Source organism: Methanolobus sp. WCC5, assembly GCF_045690325.1.
Taxonomy (GTDB): domain Archaea; phylum Halobacteriota; class Methanosarcinia; order Methanosarcinales; family Methanosarcinaceae; genus Methanolobus.
The window spans coordinates 1,074,295-1,093,658 of record NZ_CP146981.1 but is presented as its reverse complement, the minus strand read 5'-3'; the positions used below and the strand labels follow the sequence as shown (position 1 = coordinate 1,093,658).

20 protein-coding genes are annotated in these 19,364 nt (G+C 43.0%); 14 read left to right on the top strand and 6 right to left on the bottom strand.

Annotated features, from left to right (window positions below):
• Nucleotides 1-117: 117 nt before the first annotated feature.
• The 12 genes from V7O64_RS05210 (at nt 118) to V7O64_RS05155 (ending at nt 9,658) form a co-directional block, all read left to right on the top strand.
• A complete protein-coding gene (locus V7O64_RS05210) occupies nt 118-1,617 on the top strand; it encodes a hypothetical protein (protein ID WP_407356964.1) in 1,500 nt (499 codons plus the stop codon).
• A gap of 42 nt (nt 1,618-1,659) precedes the next feature.
• Entirely contained in the window at nt 1,660-2,253 is a 594-nt protein-coding gene (gene artB / locus V7O64_RS05205) for an archaeosortase B (RefSeq protein WP_407356963.1), read from the top strand.
• A gap of 166 nt (nt 2,254-2,419) precedes the next feature.
• Nucleotides 2,420-2,689 carry a winged helix-turn-helix domain-containing protein gene (locus V7O64_RS05200; RefSeq protein ID WP_407357265.1) on the top strand — a complete coding sequence of 90 codons (270 nt, stop codon included), beginning with the start codon at nt 2,420-2,422 and terminating at the stop codon, nt 2,687-2,689.
• A gap of 214 nt (nt 2,690-2,903) precedes the next feature.
• The gene (locus tag V7O64_RS05195) at nt 2,904-3,650 is read left to right on the top strand and encodes an ABC transporter ATP-binding protein (protein ID WP_407356962.1); all 747 of its coding nucleotides are present in this window, start codon (nt 2,904-2,906) and stop codon (nt 3,648-3,650) included.
• Nucleotides 3,629-4,855, top strand: a complete 1,227-nt coding sequence (locus V7O64_RS05190; RefSeq protein WP_407356961.1) for a SufB/SufD family protein — start codon at nt 3,629-3,631, stop codon at nt 4,853-4,855. Before V7O64_RS05195 ends, V7O64_RS05190 begins: the two co-directional genes overlap by 22 nt.
• Before the next feature lie 53 nt (nt 4,856-4,908).
• The gene (locus tag V7O64_RS05185) at nt 4,909-5,769 is read left to right on the top strand and encodes a hypothetical protein (protein ID WP_407356960.1); all 861 of its coding nucleotides are present in this window, start codon (nt 4,909-4,911) and stop codon (nt 5,767-5,769) included.
• Between the two features lie 272 nt (nt 5,770-6,041).
• Nucleotides 6,042-6,398 (top strand): 50S ribosomal protein L7Ae, encoded by a 357-nt coding sequence (rpl7ae, locus tag V7O64_RS05180; protein ID WP_407356959.1) that lies wholly within the window; start codon nt 6,042-6,044, stop codon nt 6,396-6,398.
• 22 nt (nt 6,399-6,420) lie between these two features.
• The gene (locus V7O64_RS05175) at nt 6,421-6,636 is read left to right on the top strand and encodes a 30S ribosomal protein S28e (protein ID WP_407356958.1); all 216 of its coding nucleotides are present in this window, start codon (nt 6,421-6,423) and stop codon (nt 6,634-6,636) included.
• 10 nt (nt 6,637-6,646) lie between these two features.
• Nucleotides 6,647-6,835 carry a 50S ribosomal protein L24e gene (locus V7O64_RS05170; RefSeq protein WP_407356957.1) on the top strand — a complete coding sequence of 63 codons (189 nt, stop codon included), beginning with the start codon at nt 6,647-6,649 and terminating at the stop codon, nt 6,833-6,835.
• A 13-nt stretch (nt 6,836-6,848) separates the two neighbouring features.
• Complete coding sequence (ndk, locus tag V7O64_RS05165; protein WP_407356956.1) at nt 6,849-7,298, top strand: nucleoside-diphosphate kinase; 450 nt, start codon at nt 6,849-6,851, stop codon at nt 7,296-7,298.
• 108 nt (nt 7,299-7,406) lie between these two features.
• Nucleotides 7,407-9,182 carry a translation initiation factor IF-2 gene (infB, locus tag V7O64_RS05160; protein ID WP_407356955.1) on the top strand — a complete coding sequence of 592 codons (1,776 nt, stop codon included), beginning with the start codon at nt 7,407-7,409 and terminating at the stop codon, nt 9,180-9,182.
• 65 nt (nt 9,183-9,247) lie between these two features.
• Nucleotides 9,248-9,658, top strand: a complete 411-nt coding sequence (locus tag V7O64_RS05155; RefSeq protein ID WP_407356954.1) for a 30S ribosomal protein S6e — start codon at nt 9,248-9,250, stop codon at nt 9,656-9,658.
• Nucleotides 9,659-9,683: 25 nt separating this feature from the next.
• On the opposite strand, the gene V7O64_RS05150 is transcribed toward V7O64_RS05155, so the two are convergent.
• From V7O64_RS05150 to V7O64_RS05125, 6 genes are all read right to left on the bottom strand, one after another.
• Nucleotides 9,684-10,955, bottom strand: a complete 1,272-nt coding sequence (locus tag V7O64_RS05150; protein WP_407356953.1) for a hypothetical protein — start codon at nt 10,953-10,955, stop codon at nt 9,684-9,686.
• Nucleotides 10,956-11,029: 74 nt separating this feature from the next.
• Nucleotides 11,030-12,292: a hypothetical protein gene (locus V7O64_RS05145; RefSeq protein ID WP_407356952.1), complete on the bottom strand. Its 1,263-nt coding sequence runs from the start codon at nt 12,290-12,292 to the stop codon at nt 11,030-11,032.
• 74 nt (nt 12,293-12,366) lie between these two features.
• Nucleotides 12,367-14,100 carry a zinc-ribbon domain-containing protein gene (locus V7O64_RS05140; protein WP_407356951.1) on the bottom strand — a complete coding sequence of 578 codons (1,734 nt, stop codon included), beginning with the start codon at nt 14,098-14,100 and terminating at the stop codon, nt 12,367-12,369.
• 5 nt (nt 14,101-14,105) lie between these two features.
• Nucleotides 14,106-15,266, bottom strand: a complete 1,161-nt coding sequence (locus V7O64_RS05135; RefSeq protein WP_407356950.1) for an AAA family ATPase — start codon at nt 15,264-15,266, stop codon at nt 14,106-14,108.
• A 52-nt stretch (nt 15,267-15,318) separates the two neighbouring features.
• Nucleotides 15,319-15,888 carry a hypothetical protein gene (locus tag V7O64_RS05130; RefSeq protein ID WP_407356949.1) on the bottom strand — a complete coding sequence of 190 codons (570 nt, stop codon included), beginning with the start codon at nt 15,886-15,888 and terminating at the stop codon, nt 15,319-15,321.
• Nucleotides 15,888-16,043 (bottom strand): hypothetical protein, encoded by a 156-nt coding sequence (locus tag V7O64_RS05125; protein WP_407356948.1) that lies wholly within the window; start codon nt 16,041-16,043, stop codon nt 15,888-15,890. Before V7O64_RS05125 ends, V7O64_RS05130 begins: the two co-directional genes overlap by 1 nt.
• Before the next feature lie 116 nt (nt 16,044-16,159).
• Here V7O64_RS05125 and V7O64_RS05120 point away from each other — a divergent pair, with 116 nt between their 5' ends.
• Both V7O64_RS05120 and V7O64_RS05115 read left to right on the top strand, forming a co-directional pair.
• Entirely contained in the window at nt 16,160-17,452 is a 1,293-nt protein-coding gene (locus V7O64_RS05120; RefSeq protein WP_407356947.1) for an SPFH domain-containing protein, read from the top strand.
• A gap of 110 nt (nt 17,453-17,562) precedes the next feature.
• Nucleotides 17,563-19,086 carry a hypothetical protein gene (locus V7O64_RS05115; RefSeq protein ID WP_407356946.1) on the top strand — a complete coding sequence of 508 codons (1,524 nt, stop codon included), beginning with the start codon at nt 17,563-17,565 and terminating at the stop codon, nt 19,084-19,086.
• The last annotated feature ends 278 nt before the right edge of the window (nt 19,087-19,364 follow it).

Here is a 19,364-nt window from a genome sequence, read left to right as displayed (position 1 = left end):
GTGGTGACCAATTCATAATTAATAAGTATATTCTTCATGAGATGGGAGTTGAAAATAATGAACATATTACATGTAATGTTCGCAATATTGATAGTTTTGTTCGCCACCCCCAGTGCCATGGCAATAACCGTTGATGGGGTGCGTGGAGTTGGGGAGTGGAACGGGAACTGGAGTTATGGTCAGACGGAAGGATCAACCTATAACCCTGATGGTCCATTCGGGGACAAAATGGTGATTTTCCAGAATGGGATGTGGTACGATGAAGATCGGGTGAGCGACTCAGGTACTGGTTTCAATGAGAACATGGCTACAGTAGGGCCAGATGAAAGTGGCTATGATATAGAAGGAATATATGCACGCTATGATTTTATGACTGATACACTATACGGTCTCTGTACTGTATATGGTCTGCCCGGTGATCTTGATGGGGATGGAGATCCTTATAATAGCCTGGAATTCTCCGATACAAGGGGAGCAATCACTCCAAATAATGTGGATGGTATTGGCGCAGATGAGTTCTTCAACATAAGGATAATGCAAGGCTCAAAAGCGACAAGAATAAGCATTCAAAACAATGACTGGACTGTTGCGGATGTGGGGGACGGAACAACCACTTTGACAGCAGCTGATGTAGATGCAGCGAACGGACTTGTCTATGAGATCAAGATTCTAAATCTTGGTAATAGTTTTGATCTAAGCCCAGGTGCAACACTACTAATACGTGTTACAGCAGGTGCACAAGACGATAGGGACCCCATAACCGGTGGCCTTATAGGTGAGGATATTGCAGATGTATTTGTGACCATACCCAATCCGGATGTAGATATAGAGAAATGGACCAATGGTTTTGATGCAGATACACCTACAGGTCCAAGCCTTGCTCCCGGACAGGCAGTTACCTGGACATACAGAGTAACCAACGTTGGGAATGTGCCACTTAGCAACGTGGTAGTTACTGACAACAAGCTTGGAGGCGTACCGGCTGCAAACATAATCTCCAAGAGCATTAACAATGACGATGTTCTGGATGTAGGTGAGCTGTGGGTGTACCAGATGACAGGTATAGCAGACTGCGGACAGTATGCCAACATCGGTGAGGTCGATGCGGACTGGCTGGGAATTCCCGTAACAGACAGTGATCCAAGCCACTATATAGTAAGGTGTGAGCCGGATATCGATATAGAGAAGCATACAAATGGCTTTGATGCTGATTTCCCAAGCGGCCCTAAGATAGATGTGGGTGAAACTGTAACATGGGAGTACTTTGTCACCAATACAGGAAATGTGCCTTTGAAGGACATTGTTGTTGTCGATGACAAGCTTGGAGTTATCCCTGCTGCCAATATCATCTCAAAGAGCATGAATGCTGATGACATTCTGGATGTTGGGGAGACCTGGACCTATGAGGTCACTGCCACAGTTGAGGAATGTGTCCCGCTCTACAAGAACATTGCTACGGTGACAGGAGAGGACGATGCAGGTAACACTGTAAACGACGAGGATCCAAGCCATTACCACTGCCAGCCGGTTGTTCCATTGCTGACGCCACTGGGTATGGTGATGATGATAGGAATACTGGCTGCACTTGGAATTGTCACGCTTAGACGCCGTGACTAATTCCTTTCCCTTTTTCATAGTTTCTTTTTTCTTGGAGGGAATATGGCTAAAAAAAGCAGGTCTTTAAAAGGTGCCAGGAAACATAAAACTATAGAAAAGGCAGATAGTAATTCTTTCTTCAGCAGGTATGACTTTTTTCCTTTTCTTGAAAGGAACAGGCGTGTAATAAAGTTCCTGGGAACATATCTGTTCTATATTGTACTTTTTACAGGAGTATACGTTTTCTTTCAGGATAGGTTCACTTTTCTGAGTACCATGACTGCCAATGCTCTTTCAGGAGTATTGTCTGTTTTTGGTGTGGATAGTTCATCCTATGGCCAGTCTGTTTATATGAATGGTTTTTCCGTGATGATAATAGATGAGTGTACCGGAATGTATGAGCTGCTGGTCTATGCCGGATGCGTGCTTGCATATCCTACCACACTGCGTAACAAGTTCCTTGGCATAGCACTGGGGGTACCGGCAATGATAATAGTTAACATGCTGAGGTTGGTATTCCTTTCCTTTGTGGGAATGGTGTACCCTGCACTTTTCAGTTATGTTCATTATTATCTATGGCAGGTAACGTTCATTTTCCTCATAGTGATGTTCGTACTGCTGTGGATAGAAAAGATAGTCAAAAACACAAGCAATTGATAAACATAATTGAGTAAACATAATTGATCAGATAAAGTAATGGCAAAGCAAATGAATGGCTGAATGAACAACGAGATGATAGGATAGTGGACTATCAGAGACATTTGGTTTGGAATAAAGGGATGTTCAAAACCGGGTGCCATGTCGTTGTTAGGCCAAAAACAGGATTAATCTATTTCAGTTCTATCTGAGTGGGGGATGTGATAGTATAAGCAGGAGAAGCAGAACTGCCATAAGTGTAGACATATTGAGGGCTGCGCTGGAGGGGGCAAAGAAGACGCACATCGTTTATCGTGCAAACCTTAATTTTGATGTTGTTAACAGGTACTTATACCTTTTAAAAGAAAAAGGTTTGATCGAGCAGAATGGTAATCTATACATAACTACCGAAAAGGGCCGGGAGTTTCAGAATATTGCCAGGGAGCTTGGTATGTGAATTTATATTGATCGATCTCAGTTTATGTTCATGTGGTCATTATGTATATTGTTTCCATACACTATACATTTTATATCTTTAGCAAGGACTCGAATTGGAATTCTGTTCTCATTAAAATTCAATAGGTTTTTAACCGATAAACCGTATAATAAAGCAGGATTTTCATGAATTTTACATTTCATGGAGTTTAATTATCATAAAAAGAGGCCATATTATGCTGGAGATCAATAATCTGACAGTTGAAATCGGCGGCCGAAGGATATTAAAAGGCGTTGACCTTAATGTTGAGGCCGGTTATACTAACGTTCTTTTCGGACCAAACGGAGCAGGTAAATCCGCACTTCTAATGACGTTGATGGGATTTAGCGGGTATAATGTAGTAGAGGGAGAAATAATATTCAAAGGTGAAGATATCACTCATATGTCGGTCTATGAAAGGGCGCAGATGGGGATGGGTATTATGACCCAGAGGCCACCAAATATGAGTGGTGTCAAGCTTTATGACCTTCTGAAGGTTATTTCCAGGGACTCCAAGGATACTGAAAGCCTTGCTGAGACACTGGACATGGTCAGGTTCTTTGACAGGGATATCAATGTTGGTTTTTCAGGTGGTGAGATAAAGAGGTCGGAGCTTCTTCAGCTTTCTGCACAGAATCCGGATTTTCTCCTCCTGGATGAACCGGAATCCGGTGTAGACCTCGTGAGCATTGAACAGCTTGGCCGTACCATCAATGAACTGTTGCAAAAAGACTGTAAATGTGCCGGAGACAGGTGCAAGCATGGAAAATCCGCACTTGTTATCACACATACAGGTCAGGTCCTTGACTATGTCGAAGCTGACAGGGGATATATCCTGTGCAACGGAACGGTCATGTGTTCCGGAAACCCCCGCGAGATGCTCACAGAGATCAAAGAACAGGGATATGAGGAGTGTATCAAATGCAAACTGATGAAGATATGAGAAAAAAGGTAGAGGATGCCCTTCACAAGAATGCTCCTTACGGGGAAGACTTTGATCTTGATGAATATGGTATCGCACCAACGGATGTCGAACAGGCCGAAGTTCTCTCTGAGCTCAGTGAAGAGGACCAGAGGACTCTTCTTAATGTGGGTTTCACACCATCCGAAGAGAACAGGGCCGGCAGTCTCATCATGCTTGATAATGCCATTTCCCACACTTCACTGCGTGATAAGGATGTCGTGGAACTGATGTCCCTGAAAGATGCAATGAAGACCCATGAATGGGTCAAGGATTATGTCTGGAAGCTGGTCAAGCCGGATGCGGACAAGTATACTGCAATGAGCTATCTTCAGGAGGCAGATGGTTATTTCATCAGGGCACCTCAGGGGAAGAAGTCAAAGATGCCTGTCCAGACATGTTTGCTCCTGGGTTCAAAGCAGGTTTCCCAGACAGTTCATAATATTGTGATCGTTGAAGAAGGGGCACAGCTTGACGTGATTACCGGCTGCTCTACAAGGCATGGGGTTGAAAAGGGTCTTCATCTTGGAATATCAGAGATGTATGTAAAGAAAGGTGCAACCCTGAACTTCACAATGATACACAATTGGGCTCAGCAGATAGGTGTCAGGCCAAGGACGGTTGTCCATGTGGAAGAAGGCGGGACATATATCAGTAATTACGTTACCCTGAAACCTGTTAAATCAATACAGACCTATCCAACGGTCATCCTTGAAGGAAAGGGAGCTTTTGCGAGGTTGAATTCAATTGGTGTGGCACATCCTGGTTCTGAGCTTGATCTTGGAAGCAGGGTCATATTCGATGCAGAAGATACAAAGGCTGAGCTCATCTCAAGGACCATTACCACGGGAGGTAAGGTTATTGCCAGGGGTGAGATGATAGGAAATGCTGATAAGGCAAAAGGTCATCTGGAATGTCACGGGCTGGTGCTTGGTAAAGGTGGAATGCAGCGGGCTATCCCGATACTTGAGGCAAATGTTGAAGATATAGAACTGTCACATGAGGCTGCTGTGGGACGGATAGCACGTGAGCAGATCGAGTATCTCATGGCAAGAGGTCTTACGGAAGAGGATGCTGTAGGTATGATAGTTCGGGGATTTTTGGATGTTGGTATCCAGGGCATACCTGATGAATTAAAAGCCGATATCGATGCTACTATAGCAAAGATAGGAGAGAATGCAATCTGATATTGCTTTCTTATATTACTTTTTTCACACTTATGATTGAGGAGAATGAATGAATGGAACAGAAATATGTTAGGATAATAGGGATTTTTCTGGCGCTAATCATGGTGACATCGGTCATGGCACTTTTTTTCGGCGGCAGTGGGAACAGTTCCAGCAAAGACGGAGATGTTACAGATCCTGAGGATGCACCGGGTTTTGAGGTCATAAGCGGAACACACTTTAGCGCTGAGATGAATTCGCTTTCAGACGGTCTTGCGTTCAGTCCGCAAGGAGTATCTAATGCCATATATGTGGATTATTCCAGAACCTACGGGACACCACTTCAGGATTACAATATAACGGATCTTTATGCTTATTACAATACGTTGATGGTAAAAAGGTTCTCTGCATATGATGTTTCATCAAATTTCGGATTCGAGGCACATATACTGACACCTGAGGTCGTTAACTTTGATTATGCAGTCGCAGATATGTATAATGGTTATTCTCTGTTGCAGAGGGGAACCAATATATATAATATAATAGGGACCCCTACCCTGTTAGGTGACAGGAACACCCTTGAAAAGGTCATAGATGTAAATTCAGGAACCGGCCAGGCATCGACAGATTTCAACGAAATAATGGTTTATGTGGTACCTGGTGCCGAATATCAATGGGTAAGCTCTTCTGATGAAGTTGCAGAACTGCACTATCTGGAATTCAGAAATATGGGTGACGGTAATTATTCGCGGACCGAGATATTCGTTGATCCTGCAGATACCACTGTTGCTGCAATATCTGATCTTGAGGCTACAAGTAGTGAAAGGGATCTGCTCTACAACGTAACGGTTGAGGATGAAGGAAGGATCATGAAAGTAGTTATTACTACCGAGGCATCTAATTTCTTCAATCTTGCAATGGAACAATTCAGGTAAGGCGCATAACCCGTCTCACCTTTTTTCTTCTTTTCACCTGCCACAAGGTTTATACCTTAACAGGTTATTTACTGACTCCAGTCGCGCATTCTGCAGTGAACCATACAGGAGCATGCAGTAATTCGCAGCCATTGTTTGGCATATATCTTTGTGTCAGTTAATTATTGGTAATATCATTACAATCGTAATTGGCCAAATTAGCCGGCTTTCCGGCGTACAATGAATAATGAAAAACCATGAGCACACATCATGGTTTCGAAGGAGATTATAATATGGCAGCTAAATTTGATGTTCCGGAAGAACTCGTGAACAAGGCACTTGAGAGTGTAGAACTTGCAAGAGACACAGGCAAAGTAAAGAAAGGGATAAACGAAGTGACAAAAGCTATTGAGAGAGGCATCACAAAACTTGCGGTAATTGCAGAGGATGTCGATCCTGCAGAAGTAATTGCACACATTGCACCACTCTGTGAAGAGAAGAACACTGCATACATCTATGTGAAAGAGCAGAAAGAGCTCGGTGCAGCCTGTGGAATAGGTGTTGCTTGCTCCGCTGTCGCGATTATCGATGCCGGTAAGGGTGGCGAGCTTGTTGAAGACATTGCACAGAAAGTCAGTGCACTTAAATAATACTGATACGTGAGGTATCGCTATGGCAGATGAAGATACAGGCTATGCGGCTGAAGTCATCGATATTATCGGTAACACCGGTATGCATGGTGAAGCCAGCCAGATCCAGTGCCGTGTGCTGGAAGGACGTGACAAGGGCCGTATAATCACCCGTAATTGTGTTGGTCCTGTAAGGATCGGTGACATCCTGATGTTGATCGAGACTTCCAGAGAGGCCAAGAAACTGACTACCAGGTGAGGTGACTAAAATGGAACAAAGGAAATGTTCTTTTTGTGGTGAACTTCTTGAGCCGGGAACAGGTAAGCTCTTTGTAAAGAAGGATGGGTCAACTTATTATTTCTGCTCATCCAAATGCGAAAGCAACTTTGATCTTGGAAGGTTGCCAAGACGTACCATCTGGACCGAACAGGGAAGGATATACCTGAAGAAAGCATGATCGGGTGCTCTAAATGGAACAGACATACATAATGATCAAACCTGACGCTGTACAGCGTGGACTGATGGGAGAGATCATCTCAAGGATCGAGAGGCGTGGCCTTAAGATCGCGGCCATGAAATTATGTGTCATGAGTGAAGAGAATGCGAAGGAACACTATAAGGAACATGAAGCAAGGCCTTTCTTTGCTTCACTTATAGAGTATGTGACTTCCGGACCCTCTGTTTCCATGGTAGTGGAAGGAAAGAATGCCATTGCTATCATGCGCGCAGTGAACGGTGCCACAAACCCCGTGGATGCACTTCCCGGTACTATAAGGGGAGATCTTGCAATCGAGACAGGCAGGAATGTGGTGCATGCATCTGATTCACAGGAATCCGCACAGCGTGAGATATCTATCCACTTCGGGGATCAGGAGATAGTTAATTATTCTAAGATAGATGAGGTCTGCCTCTACGAGTAAGTAGAAGCAGTTGGGATGTTTGCAAACTTATATTAAGCAGGCATCCTGAAATATCCTTTACCGAAAATCATTTCCGGCTATCTGAATGATCTTTGAAGGGGTTTGTACATGGCTGTAAAAGAAAATCTACGTACACCAATTGTTTCTGTAATGGGACATGTCGATCACGGAAAGACGACCCTGCTTGATAGGATAAGGGGAAGCGCCGTTGCCGAAGGAGAGGCAGGAGCCATTACTCAGCACATAGGTGCAACTGAGGTTCCTATTGAGAATATAGTGAACAAATGTGGGGATCCTTCGCTTAAGGATAAGTTCATAGTCCCCGGACTTCTGTTCATAGACACCCCCGGTCACCATGCATTCACTTCCCTGAGAAGCAGAGGAGGTGCACTTGCGGACCTTGCTATTGTTATTGTTGACGTGAATGAAGGGTTTATGCCCCAGACCATTGAAAGTCTTCATATTCTCAAGAGATTCAAGACTCCTTTTGTAGTTGTTGCAAACAAGATAGACAGGATACATGGCTGGACACCTGACAAGAACGTCCCTTTCCTGGCCACTTACAAAAAACAGAGTGAGCGTGTAAAGGCAGACCTTGATAACAAACTGTATCAGGTAGTCGGTGAACTTTATAATATAGGCTTTAATTCTGAGAGATATGACCGGGTAAGCGATTTCCAGCGAAATATAGGTATAATCCCAATTAGTGCAGTAACAGGTGAAGGTATTCCTGATGTGCTCATGATACTTCTGGGGCTTGCCCAGAGATTCCTTGAGGGCAGCCTGCATTATGATGCAACAGGTCCCGGTATTGGAACTGTGCTTGAGGTAAAAGAGGAGAAAGGCCTTGGAACTACGATAGACACTATATTGTATGACGGAACCATAAGAAAAGGTGATACTATAGTTGTGGGGTGTCTTGGTAATCCCATTCAGACCAAGGTCAGAGCATTGTTGAAACCACGTCCCCTCTCAGAGATCAAGTCCGAAGAAAGGTTCCAGAAAGTCGACGAGGTCACAGCCGCTGTAGGTGTGAAGATATCAGCTCCTAATCTCGAAGGTGCACTGGCAGGCTCACCTGTAAGGGTTGTTAGCCCGGAAACAATTGATACGATTACTGAACAGATAAAGAGTGAGATAGAAGAGGTCCAGATTGATACGGATTCCGTCGGTATTTACATAAAGGCCGATACGATAGGTTCCCTGGAGGCTCTTGTTAACGAACTCAAGAAGGAAGAGATCCCTATAAGAAAAGCCGATGTCGGTGATATCAGTCACAGGGACATCGTGGAAGTTTCAGCCATTGAGGATCCTTTCTACTCGGTCGTTGTGGGATTCAATGTAAAACTGCTTCCTGATGCTAAGGAAAAGATTCAGTCCACAGATGTGAAATTGTTCATGAACGATGTGATATATCGTCTGATAGATGATTACAAGGACTGGGTCAAAAAGCAGAAAGAGCTTGCAGAGAAAGAGATATCCGATACCATCATCAAACCGGGAAGGTTCCAGATCATGCCTGACTGCACTTTCCGTCAGAGCAAGCCTGCTGTTGTAGGTGTGAAGATAATTGGTGGTATGGTCAGGACAAATGTAGATGTCGTGAACACCGATGGTGAGGTTGTAGGCAAGATCAAGGGTCTTCAGTCAAGGGGAGAGAATATCTCAGAGGCGCGCATTGGAATGGAAGTTGCAATGGCCATCGAAGGACCTACTGTCGGAAGACAGATCAAGGAAGAGGATACTCTATTTGTAAATGTCCCTGAAAGGCACGCAAAGAAAATGGAACATGAAATTTACGACTCAATGACGGCAGATGAATTAGAAACTCTGGATGCATTCCTTGCAATAAAACGAAGGGACAACCCCTTCTGGGCAAAATAAGGTTTGCATATTCATTAGACAGATCATAACAAACAGGAACAATAAACTATTAAGGAGGAAAAAATATGGCAGATTTCAAGGTAGTGGTTGCAGATCCTAAGACAAAGTCATATCAGTTCAATGTCACAGGCGCTGAAGCCAACAAATTTATAGGAAAATCAATAGGACAGACCGTTGACGGTGCAACAGTAGGCTTGCCTGGTTATACACTGAAAATAACGGGAGGAAGCGACAAGAGTGGAATGGTCATGAGGTCAGACATCCCAGGACCAAGAAGGCAGAAATTGCTCGTTGCCGGAGGGACCGGTTATTCCCCGGTCTCAAATGGAGTACGCCGCAGAAAAATGATGCGTGGAAAGGAGATTGCTCCTGACATCGTGCAGATAAACACGGTTGTTGCAGAATACGGTGACAAGACTATAGAAAAGATCCTTGGCGGCGATGAAGAGCCGGCTGAGGAAGCAGCAGAAGAGTGAGTTTCTCACTCTCTGGTTCCCTTTCCTACTTTTTCATTCCTTTATATCGGGAAGTACCAAATCCCAGATCTATAATAGTTTTACTTTTAAGCATTTCTGAAATATAATTGTTGGCACCTTCAATGTTCAATCCTGTAACTTTCATCACATCAGCTGCATTAAAGCCTTCATCCTGTTCTGTCAGCGCCTCAAGCTCACTTTGAAGAGTTACATAAGTATCCGTATTGTGCCATACCTTCAGCTTTCCGGCAAGTTCAATTTTTTCATTGAACCATATACTGTCTGATTTAAGGTCATAAAGATATAATATCAGGCGCGGATGAACATAGTTTTCTGCCCATTCCACGATATCCTCATCCCAGTTAAAATTCAGCAGGCATATGCTCTTGTATTTTCCTTCCGGAACTGTGCTTGCTTCATTCTGAACGAATTGCATGACAGTTCTCAGTTCATCAAATGGACGCCAACAGGTTTCAAAGGTCAGAATGGGTTTCAAAAAGCTGTCCACAACACTGCCTGAAATGAATTTGTCAGATACTTTCTTTTTCCATTTTCGGTTCCCTATATATTCACCGGCAAATGATACTTCCGGCTGGTATGTTGAATATTTGTTCTCCAGTACGTTCATGTAATTGTAGATCTTTGAAAGCACATTTGTCTCAATATCTTCCTTTACATCTGCTTCTTTGCTGTTCTTTGGCATTGTCCAGAAAGCTGGTGTAGAAGACCCGGGGCTTTCTTTTGAGATTACAAAAGAGCTTGTGATTTTATCCCTTTCATTCCAGGGTTTGGGGTCAGGTATCGGAGTTTGTTTTTTTACCGCAAGATCGTTGCCACCTGCCATAACGCGTTGCGCACTCGCTGCTTCCATTTGTTTTAACCTGAACTCTTTGAGAATATTCTGGTCTACTATGATGCGGTTATTATATTCCTTTTTAAAATTATCGATTAGGTCCTCCAGTAAAAAGATATCTATCTTCTCCATTGAACCTGTTAAAGAAGAGAATGTATCTCTCATTTTGTATGAATCCTTCAACAATTCTTCTCCCGTTCTATAGAAATCATCAAGTGTTCCTTTCTTTCCGGAAAAACCATCTATGCTTTTATTCCTGATGTCTGATAGGAGCTGTGACACATCAGTCCTTATGTTGCGAAGCCGGGAATTAAGTTCGCTTTCTTTCTTTGCATAGGCTCTTTGGATCAGCTTTTCAACAGCATTATAAACCTCATTAAGATTATCGATTACGGTTTGCCTGTTGACCGCTTCCAGCTCTTTTGGATCTTTAAGTGTTTCCATTGTACCTCTTCCATTTTTACCAGGTGACAGATAACAGATGTATTATCATTTCTACATATCAATCCTCTTTCTTTTTACACAACCCCATGTGTGCCCATGTCTATGGGTTCTTTCTGTAATGTTATATCATTCACTTCAAAGGAAATATTAAGGTTGCCCAGGTCGATCTGACCTGCATTTACGGGTTTTATCATCAGTGAAGTATATCCGGATGAATATGGGAGGATGTCAGTGATACAAACGTTTGGCCTATGGCATTCTATAAATGAAGAAAAACAGCTATTGAAACAGATGTTATGGATTACTTCCTCAGATTTGTTCTCAACGTATATTCCAATGGTATTTCCAACCGTGCTATATAATGTTTCCGGGATATTGATCTTAACATCGATTTCAGGAACACGGATCATATATTCACCGAAATTCACCGGTCCTATTTTACATTTGTTATCTTCAATGTCAAATATGATTTCAAAATATCCCAGGTCAATTGTACCTGCAGTTGTTGGGGTTATCTGATGTGTCACTTCAAATAAGGCACCCTGGGGTACAGTTCTTGTATCGGAAAAAGCTGTATCATATTGTATTCCTTTTTGGAAATTACATTTAGTGTGCAGTTTTTCCAGATTCTGATTCGAGTGGTTCCATATTCTGATGGATATCACAGAGCTGTGCCCGAATCGGAGTGTCTTTGGCATTTGAACATCCAATCCAAGATATGAATGGATAATATCAATGTTCCCGAAAAATAACGGTGGTCTCTGGTGTTTATGCCTGTTGATCTCAAAGTAAAGGTCACAATAGCCCATTGACAAATTTCCTGATGTGAGTGGCATAAAAGAAAAAGAAGAAGATAAAGATGACATTGGTTCAAGGGAACCAAGACTCAGGACAGGCCTGTCACAGCGAACAGTTGCCGGGAAAACCGCCCGTATCCAGATGTTGTCTATTGGTTTTTCAGTAGGGTTATTGATCCTGAAATACAGCATAGCAGCCATGCCGATATCCACTGGCTCTGGAAACCTGTATTCTATATTTACGGAAGAAACTAACTGCATCTCTTTGACTCTTCTTTTTTCGATGCCGATCTTTTTTTCATATATCCAGAAAGCATACAGCGGAACATAAAGAAACAGGATGTAGAATGGTGCACTGGCAACATAGATGGGATTTGGTCTTTCGTCAATTGAGAGTATACGTGTCACAACAAAGAATGACGACATCACAATCCAAAAAAAGACGTAGAATTGAAAGAACAATCCTACCCTGGCACCTGCCTCGTTATGAAGGGCATAAGAAAGTGATTTTATAATATCATCCAGAGGTCCCAGTTTCATTTGAACCACCTTTACAGGAATGAACAAGTATCTTATGTATTTAAAATTATAAATATATTAGTGAAAATATGGCCTTAAATAATCCTGGTGCCACATTCTATGCAGTAATTTGCCCCCTTACTTACTTTAGAACCACACGAGGTACAAAAATTTGCTCCCATGTCTGTGTTCTGCACCACACTATCTTCAATGACCACATCTCCTGTACAATTTCCGTGAAGGTCACACGAATTCAACAGATTGCTACGCTGAATTATGGAGTCTTTGATTGTCACGTTGACGATCGGTGTGACATCATTTTTTCCACCAGGGCTTGTTTTCATCTCCCGGCAGAATTCACGCCCAAACTCAGCAAGCATGCCTACAAGTGATTCAGCGGTCCTTGTGGCACCAAATATCTCTATACATCCTGTCTCTTCAGAAGCAGTGATTTTGAGTATCAGGTCATGGTCATTTACTTTTGTCTTTCCATAGTACCAGGTCTCATAGTTTTTTCCATCCATGGTCTTCAATGTTCTCACATGCCTGATATCATGGCGTTGTACCATTTCGCGGCATATGGCCATAATGGTTGCAATATCAAGCTCGGACTTAATTCTGTAAACCTTACTGTCCCTGAAAGGAAGTGATGCTACAAGTTCCCGGAGAATGCCTATATTAATATCGGAATCCGTTTTCATGATGGGGCATGTAACTTCGATTCTTTTTGGCTTCATTTCCGTGTTAAGGAGCTTACCATGTGCATCCTTATAAAAGATTCTACATTTTATCTCTGAGGACTTTGAGCACAGCATGGGATCAAAATAAACCATGACTGACTTTGAATTATTGCCGGGGATATTCCCGAGGATCAAGCGGTTGTTTTTTTCCGAATATGCAGGTTCAAACCTGTCTATCCTGAAAAGCTGCTCATCAAAGTCAAATTCAAGTGTTACATCATTAACAACCAGAGGTGATCTATTATTAACTGCCATCTTCAGGCGAATAAACCCCTGGTAGAATTCAGTTTCCCTGATAATCTGTAAATGGGTTTCTACATTCCCAATACTACCATTGTTCACATTCTGGCCGTTTGTTGCCTCATAAATTCCAATATCTATTGGGTCTTTATCGTAATAGTTTCCGTTGATGTTGTATGCAATGAATAATTGTCCGATATCAATTTCATCCGAAATTCTCGGGTAGATGAAAATAGCAGTATAACTCGATGATCCAGGTGGTATTATATCTATGCTTACTTCGGGTTCGTCACAGTGGATAAGACGGGTGCATTTAGCTATAATTGAAATGTCAGTTATGGGCAGGTCAGACGGATTTTTGATGGTTATTTTTACCGGGTTTTCAGTTTCAGTTCTAAGTGGTTGCTGCACTTCTACGGTTATTTCAACTGCATCACTTGCCGCTTCTTCCAGTTCAAGTTTTTCTAGCATTTCATTTTCTTTTTCAGCATTGATTTCCTGCATGATTTTCTTTATTTTTGAGCCAGATCGAAGAGCTACAATTGTACACACAAACAGTGAAATCACTGGTGCAGGTTTGAACGCACCAAATAACACTGCTCCAGGTATTGCGATGATCATTCCCAGGAAGAATGCATAGGACATTACGCTATCTTCCTGTCTTTCCATCCCAAGTCTTCTGTTCAGTACTTTTTGAACTATCATTGCAGTAATAAAAGCAAGTATCAAACCGATAATTGCACCTTTTATAGCACCGGGGAATCCTTCTGCAAGACCAAAAACCAATCCGGTATAAATGCCGATGCGTAAATTATTCCGGGGATTTAAATGTGACAGTTTGAATGTCATTTGTATCACTTTTTCAGCATTTCCTCAAACACTTCTCCCTCTCCGGTCTTCAGAACTGCTGATCTGGCCTCTATGTACCAGCTAACAATTGAAGGTTTACGTTTCTTTAGAACAGCTTCAAAATCACGAAGCCGTATTTTTCTTGGCTCCCCTCCCCTCAGTGCTTCTCCCAGGGGTATGTCTGCTGCTTCCCTGCATATAGCTGCAAGGTCTGCTCCGGAATAGGATTCTGTTAGCCGTGCAAGGGCATCTATGTCCACATCACTGTCTACCGGCCTTTTTCGAAGATGTATTCCCAGAATTGCTTTTCTTGCATCCTGGTCTGGTTCAGGGACAAATACAAGTTTGCTGAAACGCCCCGGACGCCTCAGGGCCGGATCGATAGCCCATGGTTCATTGGTAGCTGCCAGCACCAGAAGGTTGTCAGACGCAGTATCCACACCATCCATCTGGGCAAGAAGTTCATTGACCACTCTTTTTGCATAGTCCTCGCTTTCACTGCGTCTTGAAGCTATGGAATCTATTTCGTCAAAAAAGATGATGGATCTCTCCCCCCCGCGGGCAATGTCAAAGACCTGTTTGACATTCTTCTCCGAAGCACCGACCCATTTACTTACAATGCTGCTGGTCTTGACGCTGATGAAATCCGCTTCGCATTCTTTTGCCGCTGCCTTTGCCATCATTGTCTTACCACAGCCAGGAGGGCCATAGAGCAAGATCCCTTCTCCGGCTTTCTGTCCGTACATCTGGTAAAGTTCTTTATGTGTAAAAGGATAGATAATGGCTTTGCGTATTTCCTCCTTCACCTGTTCAAGGCCGCCAATATCTGAAAAGCCGATATTTGGTATCTCTTTGAGAAATACATCATCCTTTGAAATGGAAGACTCATCATTGTTTGATGCTTCTTTTTTACCATGTGCGTTTTTTCCTGAAGACAGTGCAGTCGGATTTTTAAGCGACTGAGCCTTAGCAAAAAGATGTTCTGCCAGGTCACGCTGGGTATTCCGGTCAATGCCTTCATCTGTCATCATTGAAGCATCATTATAGAGCTTGGCAGCTTTCAGGTATAGTTCACGGGCACGTTCATTCTCTCCTCTGTCTTCCAGATCCTTTGCAGCTTTTGCATATCCGCGGGCCTGGGCGGCAAAAGTGATTGCTGGGTTCAAATGGGCACCTCAGTATAATGAATAATTAAATTCTTGGGAAATCTGGTTTCTTTTATTCACTGTTTGCCATTTCTGATTCTATCTTCTTTGAAAGCTCATCCTTTGCAGGCTGTTCACTGGAGAGTTCTGCAAGGAGTTCTGATCGCAGCGAATCCTGCATCTCACTAAGTTCAGTGCCACCGCCCATTGCCGCATCCATGGAAGCTGTCATCATACTTGTTGCTGTGTTAACCTTTTCCATGGAGGTCCTTATGTTAGTTACAGCACCTTCTAGTTTTGAAGTGTCAAAACCAAGTTGTTTCTGCCACTTTCCCAGGTCCTGGCCTATCTCAACGACTTCTTTGAGCCCGGTCTGCATTTCAATTACATCTGTCATGGATTGTGCCATCTCTACCATGCTGCTGATGGTGTTCACCTGCCCCTCCACAAGAGAAAATCTTCTTGAAGCAACCCTGAACTCCCTGTCATTTCCTTTTGCAAGCGCTTCTTTTGCTTCTTCCCTGGATTTGATCTGTTTTTTCATCAGTTCTTTTTCCCGTGCCGTCAGCCTTTGCTCGGAAATTGCCAGTTTTGTCTTAAGCTCTTCGGGTGATATCTTCTTAAATGGATTTGTCAGTCCCATTACAATTCCTCCTCCATCTTTTTCTGTTTTGCGTACCTGATACAAAGTTTCATGGCTTCTGATCGGTTGATCGCTATTCCCATTTCTACTAATTTGTCCAGATATACTTTACTATCTTCTGAGATCCTTGCACTTACAGGATAAGAATTTACCATGTTATTCCAACTTGATTCCTTTTGTATTCTTATGTATACAATGGAAAACAATATATATAATACTTATCCAATACATAAATAGAATTTAAGATTGACAAAACAAAGGTGTCAGGATAATGGCATTCAAATGGAAAAGAGAAGCAGATGATATTGCCAGGGTGGTTCCTAAAAAGGAGGTCGGGGGCTTTTTCAGCAAAGCTGTGATACTCTCGCCCAATGAAAAGGCAGCCATGGTAAAGAATGGTGTTGTTGAAGAGATAGTGGACAGTGGTAAATTACAAATTGGCGGCCTGCTAAAGCCTGGCAATATCGGAAAGGATGTGGATGTTGCGCTGATGGATACATCTCCTAAGGACATGCAATGGACACAGGAAGAACTGTGGACCAGTGATGACCAGAGAATAGCCTGTGGCGGTCTGCTGAGATTCAGGATACAGGATCCGAAACGTTTCTTCCAGATGTTGTATGCCTATGCGACACCAGACAGGAAAGGGATCAGGGACCTTTCAGTGCAGGATATATACGGGCGCATTGAAAGCGAGGTACTGACACTTGTACTTGAACCCGGGATAAGACAGGAAGATGTTGAAAGTATTTACGGGAACCGGGACCTTCGCCTGAACCTTGAGAATGAGCTTGAGATGCGGCTGCGTTCCACTTTTTCCATGTGGGGGCTGGAAATCCTGAAATACACAATCCAGTGGGACCTTGGTTCTTATGGTAAGGTAATGCAGGCCACAAATGATCTGCAGACAAAGGAAGAGCTTGCAGAACTTGAGACCCTGTCAGTGGAAGGTGATCTTGAGCGCAGGGGCCGGGAAGAAGTGGCAGGTCTGCGTGCAGGCCATGCAACTGTGGCAACTGAAAAAGATTTCCATCGTGATCAGAGATTGAAGGATGTCAGCTCTGAACTTGAGGCTGAAAGACTGCAATATGAAGCTGATATAAGGGAAGCTAGGGAAGCTATAAGCCTCAAAGAGGAACTAAAAATCGCAAAGGCAAAAGGTATGCGTGCTGAGCTTGAGGTCGAACAGGACATGCGGGATCGTGAACACGGACGTGACATGGAATACCTTAAACACATAACTGGATCAGGAGGGGCCGATGTTGCAAAGACTGTGAGCGAGGGTCGCGAATATGGTCGCATGACACCGGAGCAGCTCGAAGCCCTGGCAAAGATCAAACAGGGAGAAGCTCTTGCAAAAGAAGATCGTGTCAGGTTTATGATGGAAGTCGAAGACAGGGAACGTGCAGATTCTTACCGCAGACAGGAACTTGATGCCGCTATGATGGGAGCTGCCGTGGGCAGGACTTCACACACAGTTAGAAAATGTCCGGGATGTGGGTCAACAATCCCTTCGGAGGCAAGTTTTTGCAGCCAGTGTGGCAAAAGACTCACAGATGTTTGATATGTCAGGACAGGTCAGATCCAATGATAATATATTAATGGAAAGATCTGTAAAGATATAAATCATATTGAATGAAAAACGGTAATTAAGCACAATTGTAAGGTGGTGGATTGACCCGGAGATCTCTTAAACCCCTCGTCCTGATCTTGCTGGCATGTAGTATCATGCTGAGCTTATGCCCCGCATCTGCCAGTGATTATGAGGTTACTCTCATGGAAGGTGAGATTGCAGAGGTCAGAGACGGATATCACCTGAATGTATTGGACATAGATACCTACAACGAAATTGTAAGGTTCACTGTTTCCTATTATGATACTGTCCTCATGGATCAGTATTATGCAAGAGGGGATTATTTTTATTATCAGGACAGATCTCTTACGCTTCAGTTCAGGATCGATGATATATACTATGATGATTACTACGATTATGTTGATATCTCGGACATATACATATATCCGGACTATCCCGTGACCTCTGATGAGCCGGAGGTCAGGGAGAAGCAGACAGGATACTATACCGACTCCTATGACTATTCTGGTACTTCGGCAGAAGATGAGTTCTATGGAATGGTCGGTACTGTTGTAATAGTTCTAATTGCTTTTTTTGTGTTGCGCAAGATCTCAAAGAAGAAAAAAAATAAAAAGACTCCAAAAGGAATGGATGAAAAATCCATGACATCATCTGTGCCTGTTATTGAAAAAACCCCGGCTGCAGATGAAAATGCTTCCAAATCTGTTTTTGAAGCTTCGATTTTGCAACCATCTCCTATAAACGATCCTGTTGTTATCAGGTCTGCTGTCCAGTACAAAGGCGCCAGTATACTTTATAAGATCAAGGTTGAGAACACGTCAAAAGAGCCAATGGGTGATATAAGCATAAACATTTTTGTTCCTGAGGTCTTCCTTATCAAGGAAAGTAAGAAGATCATACCCATGCTGCAACCGGCTGAAAGTAAAACCGTAACGTTCTTTATCCGGCCCACCGGTGAATGCGGTAATTGCATTATAGCAGGAAATATACGCTACTATGATTATAGCCAGAAAAAGCATGTTCAGCTGGATCTGAGCAATAAGATGGTGGATATTGTCTGTCCCGTCCTCAGGGTAACAGAGACTGATGAGGCAACCTGGAGACTGGACATAAGTTCTATGATGGTAGCAGAAGAGGATAGCAAGGATCTGGAGATACCGGCAGAGAATCTCTTTGATATTGCAACCCGCATACTGAAAGATATGAACATGTACATGATAACACCGGAGATAACCTCAACACAGCAACTGTTCACCGGTGTTGCAAGGTTCTATGCAGAGGGTGTGGCAGGCCTTAAGTATGCAGCATATATTGAGGTTGTGGGTAAACGCAAATCCCGCCTGATCGTCAAAGCCTGGGCCGAAAAGGAAGAAGCACTAACAGGTTTCTACCACAAGATCCTTGAAGAGATCGAAAAAAGGACGGATATCAAACTATTTGTCGATGATTCCCTGACCCAGTACAATATAAGCAATACCACGATACAGGACAGTATTATACAGCGTTCCAGCATAGGTGCAGGAAAGAGGAAATGTCCTAAGTGCGGCCGTGACACAGGACCAGACGAGAAGTTCTGTGGCAACTGCGGACAGAAATTAGAGTGAAACACATACTTCCGGTCTCATTTTTAGGAATCTCATGTATCTTGTTTTTCGTTTTCCGGCTGGCTGGTTAGTATTGCCCTGGAGATGGCAATCTATTTATATGAGGGATTCATATGATGACTCGTTATGTTTATGCAGACATAACACTCCAAACATTGCTACTTGGAATGATGTTGTGCTCGAAAGAGCATAACATACATTCGGTATTTGCTGTTTTTTATTTAATTTTGTCTATCAGATATTTGAGACAAGGATAGGGTATTTATAAAAAAAGTAAT